Below are 10,376 nucleotides of genomic sequence, written 5' to 3' on the forward strand. Positions count from 1 at the left end.
CGTCCCGTTGCCCGCTCCACCGAGCATGGCGGATTTCGAGAATGGCAGATTCAACCGGCTTTACCCTTTCGCTTTCCCGAACCCGGATCCGCCGACCGCAGGTGCGGATTTGCGAAGCAAATACGCGGATGTCCCGTTGCCCGCTCCAATTCCAAAATGTTAGGTTAATGCCTGCTGCCCATACTTGCACCTGCGCACGGTACAATGGTTGGGTTACGACCAACGTGCCAATAACCAAAAAGGAGCCGCTATGATCGATCGCTATACCCGCCCGGAGATGGGACACATCTTCTCCCTCGAGAACAAGTACGCCATTTGGCAGGAGATCGAGGTCTTGGCCTGCGAGGCCCAGGCGGAGCTCGGCAAGATCGGTATTTCCAAAGACGAGGCCCAGTGGATCCGCGACCATGCCAACTTTGAGAAGGCGAAGGTCGATGAGATCGAGGAAGTCACGCGCCACGACGTCATTGCCTTCCTGACCAACATGAAGGAATACATCGATGCCGATGTTCCCGAGGGCGACCCCAAGCCCAGCCGCTGGGTTCACTATGGCATGACCAGCTCCGATCTGGGCGACACGGCCCTGTGCTACCAGCTCACCCAGGCCTGCGACCTGATCATCGAGGACGTCAAAAAACTCGGCGAGATCTGCAAGCGTCGTGCCTTCGAGGAGCGCAACACGCTCTGCGCCGGCCGTACTCATGGCATCCATGCCGAGCCGATGACCTTTGGCATGAAGTTTGGCTCTTGGGCCTGGGAGCTCAAGCGCGATCTGGACCGTCTTGAGGATGCCCGTAAGAACGTTGCCTTCGGTGCTATCTCGGGCGCTGTCGGCACGTACAGCTCCATCGACCCGTTTGTCGAGGAGTACGTCTGCGAGCACCTCGGCCTTGTCCATGACCCGCTGTCAACGCAGGTCATCAGCCGCGATCACCACGCCTACCTCGCCGGCGTCCTCGCAACGACGGCCGCCACGTGCGAGCGCATCGCCACGGAGGTCCGCAACCTCCAGAAGACCGACACCCTCGAGGCTGAGGAGCCGTTCCGTAAGGGTCAAAAGGGCAGCTCCGCCATGCCGCACAAGCGCAACCCCATCACCATGGAGAAGGTCTGCGGCCTGTCGCGCGTCGTGAAGGCCAACGCGCAGGTTGCCTTCGACAACGTCGCCCTGTGGCACGAGCGTGACATTTCGCACTCCTCTGCCGAGCGCGTCGCCCAGGCCGATAGCTTCATCGCGCTCGATCACATGTTCCAGTGCCTCATTCGCGTTATTGACGGCCTGCAGCTGTACCCTGCCCGCATGATGGCCAACCTCAATAAGACCCGCGGCCTCATCTTCTCCTCCAAGGTGCTGCTCGCCCTCGTCGACACGGGCATCACCCGCGAGGACGCGTACGCAATTGTGCAGGAGAACGCCATGGCAACTTGGCACGAGGTACAGGATTGTGTCTCCGGCCCCACCTTTAAGGAACGTCTCGAGGCCGATCCGCGCTGCACCGTCAGCCAGGAGAAGCTCGACGAGATCTTTGATCCGTGGGACTTCCTCACCCGTATCGACACGGTCTTCGATCGTCTGGAGCAGCTGAGCTTCGAGTAGGTTCGGGCATAACGTTAGCTTTTTAGGGCGCTTTGCTGGTAATGTGTGTTGCCGGCGAAGCGCCTCGTTGCATTTAGGGAAAGACGGGGATAATAGTCGTCTCGAATAACATTCTGAGAGGGGATCGCATGATTTCGTTTGATTACAAGCCTCAGGGCGTGTGTGCTCGCAATATTCACCTTGACCTTTCCGATGACGGCAGCAAGGTGCTGGGTGTTGAGTTTACCGGTGGCTGCGATGGTAACCTCAAGGCCATCTCCAGGCTGGTCGAGGGTGCTCCTGCCGATCGGGTAATCGAGGTTCTCGCCGGTAATACCTGTGGTATGAAAAAGACCTCCTGCGCCGACCAGCTTACGCGCGCCATCGAGGCCGCTCGCGCCGAGATCGCCTAATGGGTATCGCCGATCACATCAAGAACGGAATATCGCGTCGCGGCTTTGTACTCGGTGGGGCTGCCGCGGGCGCTGCCACGGTGCTTGCCGGATGCTCGAAAAAAACTGGTACCAGCGATGATGCTGCCGGTGAGCCACAGGTTATCAAGGACGATTCCAAGATCATCTCGATTACGGATGAGTACGAGGCAGTCGACATCGATCTTGAGCCGGCGGCGTCGTGGACGCTGCCTCTGGGTACGCTGCTGTACTACTGCGACGGCGATTACGCCGCGGCGATGATGGCACCCGCATCGGCACTGCACGCCAACACACTCGGTGTGCTCAACCTGGGCGATGGCTCGCTTACCACATTAATCGAGGATCCTATCGAGGGCACGGGATATGCATTCTACGATGTCCGTGCCGGCGATGGCGTATTCGCGTGGGTTGAGATGAACTTTGCCAATTCATCGTGGAAGCTCTACGCTCAAAATCTGTCGGGCGCTTCGCTCTCTGGCGATGTGGTTGAGCTCGATCGAGGTGGCAAGGACTATGATCCGCCCCTGTTCACGGCGTTCGGGTCATCGGTCATCTGGTATAAAATGCCTTCGGCAGGCGGCAATAAAACGAGTAGTGATTCGTTTTGCTATCGTCGCTCGCTTGATGAATCTAAGGCCGAGACAATTTGGAAATCGACGGGCCGCTTTGCATCGGCCCCGCGCGCGAGCGACGGCATTTTGACCATCTCGCCGCGTGTCCGCAACGACGAGGGCGTCTACTACGGCATAACGGCAATCGATCTGACCGACGGCAACAACACCAAGCGTGCCCAGTTGGTCCTCCCTTCGTCAGTTTCGCCTTTCGAGGCCGTATATATGGGCGATACCTTCGTGTTTTCTATCGAGGCGGCCTATAGTGGCGTGGGCAGCCTGGGCAATATGGGCACGTATATCGGTAATGAGGGAGGACCGTACCTCTTCCTGTCACGCGAGCCGCTCGCATGTGCGGCTGGCAAGAAGAATAAATACCTTGTTAAGGTACAGGCGTCGCATTTCCTGATCGACACCTCTGCCAAGACCTATGGCTCGCTGCTGTCGCCCGACCGCGCTTTGGAGTATGGCGATTATCCAGCTACGGCGGGAAAATCGGACTCATTCCTTACGTACGCCACGGTGCGCAACAGCCAGGGTATACCAGAGACGGTCACTGCACGCCTATTCTCTCTTTAAGCTTAGAGGGGTTAAAAAGGCGCCAACAGGGGAATAAACGCGTTGTAATTGTGAGTACCGCCCGCCGAGCTGCCGCGGCATAGCGGCATCTGGCGGGCTCAGGTGCGTTAAAATGGGCTTGTTCTTAGCTAATTGAGACAGGGGGGCCGTGTTATGGCTTCAGATGCAAAAAAGATTCTGCTGGTCGAGGATGAGAAGGCAATCCGTGACGCCGTCGCTGCCTATCTCGAGCGCGAAGGCTACTGGGTTGTGGGCGTCGGCGACGGCCAGTCCGCGATCGAGGAGTTCGAGAAGCATCAGTTCGACCTGGTCGTGCTCGACCTTATGCTCCCCAAGATTCCCGGCGAGCGCGTTTGCCGCACCATTCGCGATACCTCGGATGTCCCCATCATTATGCTGACGGCTAAGGGCGAGATCGAGGACCGTATTATCGGTCTTGAGCTCGGCGCCGACGACTATCTGATTAAGCCGTTCTCGCCGCGCGAGCTCGTCGCCCGCGTTCGCGCTCTGTTCCGCCGTGCCCATCAGGCCGACGAGCCCGCCGTCGAGGTGCTCGACTTCGGCGATCTGGTCATCGATATCTCGGGCCACAAGATCTTGGTCGAGGGCAAGGAAGTCGATCTGACGGCTTCCGAGTTCAAGCTGCTCACCACGCTTGCCCGCCATCCCGGCCGTGTGTATAACCGCATGGAGCTGGTCGAGAAAGTGCTCGGGTATGACTTTGAGGGCTATGAGCGCACCATCGATAGCCACGTGAAGAATCTTCGCGCCAAGCTGGGCGATGATCCCAAGAAGCCCAAGTGGCTCTACACCGTCCATGGTGTCGGCTATCGCTTCGAGGCTCCGGCCAAGACCGATAAGTCGGACGAGAAATAGGGAAATCACATATGACACCTGCGCGCTTTGAAATCGGACAAAAGCACAAGCAGGAGAGCGAGGCGGGTTCCAAGGCTAGTTGGAACACGCCTCGTTCCGATTCACGGCCAACGATGAGCTATCCCTCGCGCATGGCACTTGCTTTTGCTCTGACATCGCTCATGACGGTATTGGTGCTGGTGGGCGTTGTCTCTGTTGTGTGGGGCACGGTCTTTTCGGATTACACACGCTCCAATATCGTCGAAATCGCAAATTCCGCTGCCGAGAAGTTGGCGACCTCATATGAGGAAAACGGCTCTTGGACCGCGGGAGAACTGCGCACGGTCGCAACGTCGAGTTTGGTTTCCGACGATCTGGGCATGCAGGTCGTCAATAAAAAGGGCATGATCGTTTATGACGATTCCTGGCCCTCGGCAAGCGCCACCGCCGATGTACGCGAAAACCAGGCTACGACCGACGACACGAGCGGCAAGAGGGCATCGCATAGCCCGGTCTCGTCTGCTCCAACCGACTCCGATAGCGTTGCTAACGTCGAGATTGTAACGTCTTCCGGCGAGCATGTCGGACAGGTAAAGCTGTGGGCCATCGGCTCCGACGCTCTGCTCACCAAGGCGGACTCTGCGTTTAGGGAGAAGACCTTTAACGCCATGGCCCTCGCCGCGGTTGTTGCAATCTGCATTTCGGTCGTTATCGGATCGCTCGTGTCGCGCATGCTCACCAAACCGATTCATCGCATCACCAGTACCGCAAAGCAAATCCGTGACGGCGACCTGTCGGCTCGCACGGGGCTGCGCGGTGATGACGAGATCGATCAGCTGGGTGAGACCTTCGATGAGATGGCCACCTCGCTCGAGAAGGATATGAAACACGAGAAGCGCCTGACCTCAGACGTTGCACACGAGCTTCGCACGCCGCTTATGGCCATGCTCGCAACGGTCGAGGCCATGCAGGATGGCGTGTATCCCACCGACGATGAGCATTTGGAGACCGTTGCTTCCGAGACGCGTCGCCTGGCTCGTCTGGTGCAGCAGATGCTCGACCTATCGCGTATGGAAAACAGCACGGCTCCGCTCAATCTAGAACCGGTGGACATGGTTCCGTTCGTGCGATCGATTGTGAACGGCCAGGAGCGTCTGTTTGCCGACCGTGACCTTCGTCTTCGCTTTGCAGATGAAACCCAAGGGCACGACGATGTCGTCGAGGCCGATCCCGACATGATCACGCAATGTGTTATCAACCTCATGAGCAACGCCATGCGCTACACCCCCGAGGGCGGTTGGGTCGTGGTGTCGGTGCTCAGTGACCGCAGGCACGTCAGCATTGCCGTTTCTGATACCGGCATCGGTATTGCCAAGGACGATCTGTCGCGCATTTTCGGGCGGTTTTGGCGCGCCGATGCCAGCCGCGCCCGCGAAGCTGGCGGCCTGGGCGTCGGCCTCGCCGTGACCAAGCAGATCGTCGAGCGTCACCATGGCTACATATCCGTGGAGTCGGAGCTTGGAAAGGGTACGACTTTTACAATTCATCTGCCCCGCGAGCACACGGCGGACGCGGCATCTACTACAATGGAGCACTAGCTTTTCGCTATTCGGTGAAGGAGGGGCCGCGTCCCTGCCGCTCCGAGTTTGCGAAAACATGCGGGAAAGAACCCGCATTTCTGTCGTATTTAGGTAAGGAGTGACTCACGTGACAACGATGGAGCGTCGTCCGGATTCCCGTGGCAAGGTTCGTGATATTTACGATGCCGGTGAAAACCTGCTGATGGTCGCCACCGACCGCATTTCTGCGTTCGACTTCATTCTTCCCGACGAGATTCCGTTTAAGGGAGAGGTGCTCAATCGCATCTCGGCATTCTGGTTCGATAAGTTTGCCGACATCGTTCCCAACCATCTCGTTTCCATCGACCCGGCGGATTTCCCCGAGGAGTTTGCTGAGTATCGTGACTACCTCGCTGGCCGCGCCATGCTGGTTAAGAAGGCCCAGACGATTCCTATCGAGTGCATCGTCCGCGGCTATCTGACCGGTTCGGGCAAGAAGACCTACGACGAGAACGGCACCGTCTGCGGCATCCAGCTGCCTGAGGGCCTGACCGAGGCTTCCAAGCTTCCCGAGCCGTTGTTCACGCCGTCCACGAAGGCCGAGATCGGTGACCACGACGAGAACATCTCGTTCGAGCGTTGCTGCGAGATCGTGGGCGAGGACATCGCCACGCAGATTCGTGACCTTTCCCTCAAGATCTACAAGGCCGCTGCCGAGTACGCCGCGACCCGTGGCATCATCATTGCCGACACCAAGTTCGAGTTTGGTGTCATCGATGGCAAGGTCACGCTGATCGACGAGTGCCTCACGCCCGACTCCAGCCGTTTCTGGCCTGCTGCCAGCTACGAGGAGGGCAAGATCCAGCCTAGCTACGACAAGCAATTCGTCCGCAATTGGCTCAAGGCCAACTGGGATATGACGGGGGAGACCCCGCACCTGCCCGCCGAGGTCATCGATGGCACGTCCGAGCGCTATCGCGAGGCCTTCCAGATCATCACGGGCTCCCAGTTCACAAGCATGAAGGAGAACGCATAAGTGAGTACCCGTAGCGCCACGAACAAGCGCACGCAATCCCACGAAGTTACCGGGGTTGCGCGCAAGTCTGCCGCATCTGCTAAGCCCGCCCGCCAAGCAGCGAGCTCCGTTCGCGTCGTGCCGGCTTCGTCTAAGGCACGCCGCAAAGAGCTCGAGAAGGGCGAGAACCTCGAGGGCCTCTCTAAAGAGGAGAAGCGCGCCCGCAAGGCTAAGCAGCGCGCCAAGGAGGACCGCATCTATACGGTGTCGAATATCCTCCTCAAGCAGGACGAGGACTACACCAAGCGCCGTCGCATCTGGTGGATTGTGCTCGCCATTGGCATGGTGCTCGTCGTGGCAATTTGGCCCTCGCTGTACTTCGCTCCCGCTGGCATGGTGTCCAGCCCTGTCCAGATGGTCGGCATCGTTTTGTCCTATGTCATCATCCTAGGTGACTTTATCTACGACTTCGCTCGTATTCGTCCCTTGCGCAACATGTACCGCGCGCAGGCCGAGGGCATGTCCGAGAACAAGCTCAACGCTCTTATCGAGCGCGCAGCTGCCGAGGAGGACAAGAAGGACTCCAAGAAGAAGTAGCGTTTGCATACATACTTATCGCTAAGATATAAGGCGCGTCGTTTTTGCGGCGCGCCTTTTTACTGTTCTATAGATAGATGGAGTGGCACATGATTCGAGCTGCCCTGACGGTCGAAGAGGCCCTGGAGGGTATGAAGTCCCTGGAGCCCAAGATTAAAAACTATGCGCGCCTGGTTGTCCGCAAGGGCGTAAACGTTAAGCCCGGCCAGGAAGTCGTCGTTCAGTCTCCGGTTGAGTGCGCGCCGTTTGCGCGCGTGGTGGTCGCGGAGGCCTATGCTGCCGGCGCCGGCCACGTGACGGTCATCTGGGCCGATGATGCCGTGACGAGGCTCACGTACGAGCATGTCGAGAAAAGCTATTTTGAGCAGACGCCCGAGTGGAAGCGCCTGCAGCTGGATTCCCTGGCCCAGGACGGTGCCTGCTTTATCTTTATCGAGGGTGCGGACCCCGCCGCCCTTAAGGGCATCGATCCCGCTAAGCCCGCTGCAGCTTCTAAGGCAAAGAACACGCAGTGCAAAGTTTTCCGCCGTGGACTGGATTACAACATCAATCCGTGGTGCATCGCCGGCGCTCCGGTCGTGGCTTGGGCGCGCGAGGTGTTCCCGGGAGACGCCGATGAGGTTGCAATCTATAAGCTGTGGAATGCGATTCTGCACACCGCTCGCGCCGATGGCCAGGACCCAGAGAGCGACTGGGAACTCCATGACGCCGCATTCGAAAAGAACCTGCGTTTCCTGAACGACAATCGTTTCGACCGCCTGCATTACACCGCGGCAAATGGAACCGATCTGACGATTGGCATGACGAAGGGTCACGAGTGGGCCGGCGGCAAGGGCAAGACGCCCGATGGGCACCCCTTCTTCCCCAACATTCCCACCGAGGAAGTCTTCACCTCGCCCGATCGCATGCGCGCCGACGGTATCGTGTACTCGGCCATGCCGCTCATCCACCACGGCAATAAAGTCGACGATTTTTGGATTAAGTTCGAGGGCGGCCGCGTGGTGGGCTACGACGCCCGCGTGGGCAAGGCAACGCTCGCAAGTATCATCGATACTGACGAGGGCGCTGCTCACCTGGGAGAGGTCGCGCTCATTTCCAAGAACACGCCGATCCGCGAAAGTGGTGTTCTGTTCTACGATACGCTCTATGACGAGAACGCTAGCTGCCATCTCGCGCTAGGTGTCGGTTTCCCCGAATGTATCGAGGGTGGGTATGACATGTCCAAGGAGGAGCTCCTGGAGCATGGTGTTAACGTCTCGAGCACGCACGTTGATTTTATGATCGGCACGGACGACATCGATATTACGGGCATTACGCCTGATGGACGTGAAGTTGTGATTTTCCAGAACGGCCAATGGAGTTGGGAATAGTCCCAGACCGTGGTACAATGCCACCCGCGGGCCGTTAGCTCAGCTGGCAGAGCAGGGGACTTTTAATCCCAAGGTCCAGGGTTCGAACCCCTGACGGCCCACCATAGAAAAGAAAGCGATCGACTCCGGTTGGTCGCTTTTTTGTTGCCGCGACACGGGTTCGAACCCGTCGGGGCGCGGAGCGCCGCAGCGGCCGCCTGCGGAGCAGGCTGAACCCCCGACGGCCCACCCAACGAAAGGAAAGCAAAATGAAAACAGATAGATACGGAATTAGCGGCAGCACATTAAAGATAATAGCGGCCATTTCGATGGTTCTCGATCATGTAAGCAGGATCGTCCTGACCAATGGAATCATGACTCACGCATCGTACAATCAGATATCAGACGAGCAGTGGGCGATTCTAAGCGAGGCTTCGGATGTGCTTCATGTTCTTGGCAGAATTGCATTTCCCTTATTTTGCTTTTTGATAGTTGAGGGATTTTTGCATACTCATGACATAAAGAAGTACCTGCGAAATATGCTTGTCTTCGCAATCATTGCGGAGCCCATATACGATTTCGTTCAAACCGGGCAGCTATTTGACCTTCGGCAACAGAATGTTATGTATGAGCTCCTGCTTTCCTTGGTCTTTTTGATTATTCTGGAAAAGATACAAAGTCTTTCAAAATGGAAGAGGCACATTGCAGAAATTGCTCTGATTGTTTTGACAGCACTGGCAGCTGAATACACTAAGCTGGATGGCGGTGCGTATGGCATTCTGCTTGTGGCTGCATTCTATTTATTCCACGACAGCAAAGCTAAGATGTTCTTTGCTGCAGTATGTGCAGTGCTCCTTTCGTCATGCCATATAATTGGCGGCGGATTTGAGTTCACTACAGCTAATATTTTTAATCCTGATGTTGCTGCCGCGATAATTTCGTTGTTGCTTATCAATCTTTATAATGGCAAGCGAGGGCTGAAGCTGAAATATTTCTTCTACATTTTCTATCCGGCACATCTTGCTCTGCTTTATGGTGTCTCGCTTATTGTTTTGAACTGTCTTTAAAAACTCTCAAACAAGTCTCTGAAAGCAGAAACAAATTGACCCTAAGACTGCTTGTGAATTTCCGGAAGACCTGAGAGATGCGAGGATAGACAACGAGGGCTGCAGAAAGATGCTTCTCAGTTCTCTGGCGGATCGCATGAATCTGTATGAGGATCACTTCCACACACTCATTGATAACAGTGATAAACACGGCAGATCCTCAAAACATGAGACTGCGAAGGTCGAAAGATGCTTCGAAAGCATGAATGGCAGCGAGAAAACGAGTTCGGAAGCACCCTCTGGATGCTCCAGCATAGAATAGAAAGCGGTCAACTTCGGTTGGCTGTCTTTTTTTGTCGCCCTTTCATGGGTTCGAACCCGTATCTATCTATATATAAGAACGCTTGGCGAACAAAACCTGCCTTTTACCGACGGGAAACAAATAGCTGATGCTTTTGGAGTAAAGTGGCGCTCCAGAGATGACCGATGCCTTAACACCTATAAACCAGCTGGTCATCGCCAATATCAGAAGCCAATGCTTCAGTTATAACCTCAGGGACGCGACTGAGGGACATATTCATTTGTGAACAAAATATGGAGTGCCAGATTCCCGCCCCCGGGGGCCCTCCGGTCTGGCAATATATCTCCTTGCCGCGCGGCCCGGTGGAACCGGATCAGCCGCGGGGCGTGCACCTTGAGAACCGGATACTGCGAGGATGGACACTCACTTCAGTGTCGCATCCGGGCAGACATCG

The 10,376-nt window shown here is 56.7% G+C and carries 9 protein-coding genes and 1 tRNA gene; all 10 read left to right on the top strand.

Annotation, left to right across the window (positions count from 1 at the left end):
* Positions 1-250 precede the first annotated feature (250 nt).
* The 10 genes from purB (at position 251) to AAAX59_RS02205 (ending at position 9,642) form a co-directional block, all read left to right on the top strand.
* A complete protein-coding gene (gene purB / locus AAAX59_RS02160) occupies positions 251-1,597 on the top strand; it encodes an adenylosuccinate lyase (protein WP_349070319.1) in 1,347 nt (448 codons plus the stop codon).
* Between the two features lie 128 nt (positions 1,598-1,725).
* The gene (locus tag AAAX59_RS02165) at positions 1,726-1,989 is read left to right on the top strand and encodes a TIGR03905 family TSCPD domain-containing protein (protein ID WP_349070322.1); all 264 of its coding nucleotides are present in this window, start codon (positions 1,726-1,728) and stop codon (positions 1,987-1,989) included.
* Positions 1,989-3,200, top strand: a complete 1,212-nt coding sequence (locus AAAX59_RS02170; protein ID WP_349070324.1) for a hypothetical protein — start codon at positions 1,989-1,991, stop codon at positions 3,198-3,200. The genes AAAX59_RS02165 and AAAX59_RS02170 overlap by 1 nt, the downstream gene beginning before the upstream one ends.
* A 153-nt stretch (positions 3,201-3,353) precedes the next feature.
* Positions 3,354-4,076 carry a response regulator transcription factor gene (locus tag AAAX59_RS02175; protein ID WP_006236208.1) on the top strand — a complete coding sequence of 241 codons (723 nt, stop codon included), beginning with the start codon at positions 3,354-3,356 and terminating at the stop codon, positions 4,074-4,076.
* An 11-nt stretch (positions 4,077-4,087) separates the two neighbouring features.
* On the top strand, positions 4,088-5,653 hold the full coding sequence (locus AAAX59_RS02180; RefSeq protein WP_349070327.1) for an ATP-binding protein: 1,566 nt from the start codon (positions 4,088-4,090) through the stop codon (positions 5,651-5,653).
* Positions 5,654-5,771: 118 nt separating this feature from the next.
* Positions 5,772-6,650, top strand: coding sequence for a phosphoribosylaminoimidazolesuccinocarboxamide synthase (locus AAAX59_RS02185; protein ID WP_035136481.1), 879 nt, complete (start codon positions 5,772-5,774; stop codon positions 6,648-6,650).
* Positions 6,651-7,226, top strand: coding sequence for a hypothetical protein (locus tag AAAX59_RS02190; protein WP_349070330.1), 576 nt, complete (start codon positions 6,651-6,653; stop codon positions 7,224-7,226). It begins immediately after the preceding gene.
* An 89-nt stretch (positions 7,227-7,315) separates the two neighbouring features.
* Positions 7,316-8,596, top strand: a complete 1,281-nt coding sequence (locus AAAX59_RS02195) for an aminopeptidase (RefSeq protein ID WP_238022919.1) — start codon at positions 7,316-7,318, stop codon at positions 8,594-8,596.
* 28 nt (positions 8,597-8,624) lie between these two features.
* A tRNA-Lys gene (locus AAAX59_RS02200) sits at positions 8,625-8,700 on the top strand.
* Positions 8,701-8,844: 144 nt separating this feature from the next.
* Positions 8,845-9,642 (top strand): TraX family protein, encoded by a 798-nt coding sequence (locus tag AAAX59_RS02205; protein ID WP_148331780.1) that lies wholly within the window; start codon positions 8,845-8,847, stop codon positions 9,640-9,642.
* The last annotated feature ends 734 nt before the right edge of the window (positions 9,643-10,376 follow it).

The sequence above is a fragment of the Collinsella sp. CLA-ER-H2 genome (assembly GCF_040092405.1).
In the GTDB taxonomy this organism is placed as follows: Bacteria; Actinomycetota; Coriobacteriia; order Coriobacteriales; family Coriobacteriaceae; genus Collinsella.

Excerpts from the sequence above, each read along its gene's own strand:
- purB (WP_349070319.1), top strand. The coding sequence starts at position 251 with ATGATCGATCGCTATACCCGCCCGGAGATGGGACACATCTTCTCCCTC.
- AAAX59_RS02165 (WP_349070322.1), top strand. The coding sequence starts at position 1,726 with ATGATTTCGTTTGATTACAAGCCTCAGGGCGTGTGTGCTCGCAATATT.
- AAAX59_RS02170 (WP_349070324.1), top strand. The coding sequence starts at position 1,989 with ATGGGTATCGCCGATCACATCAAGAACGGAATATCGCGTCGCGGCTTT.
- AAAX59_RS02175 (WP_006236208.1), top strand. The coding sequence starts at position 3,354 with ATGGCTTCAGATGCAAAAAAGATTCTGCTGGTCGAGGATGAGAAGGCA.
- AAAX59_RS02180 (WP_349070327.1), top strand. The coding sequence starts at position 4,088 with ATGACACCTGCGCGCTTTGAAATCGGACAAAAGCACAAGCAGGAGAGC.
- AAAX59_RS02185 (WP_035136481.1), top strand. The coding sequence starts at position 5,772 with ATGGAGCGTCGTCCGGATTCCCGTGGCAAGGTTCGTGATATTTACGAT.
- AAAX59_RS02195 (WP_238022919.1), top strand. The coding sequence starts at position 7,316 with ATGATTCGAGCTGCCCTGACGGTCGAAGAGGCCCTGGAGGGTATGAAG.
- AAAX59_RS02205 (WP_148331780.1), top strand. The coding sequence starts at position 8,845 with ATGAAAACAGATAGATACGGAATTAGCGGCAGCACATTAAAGATAATA.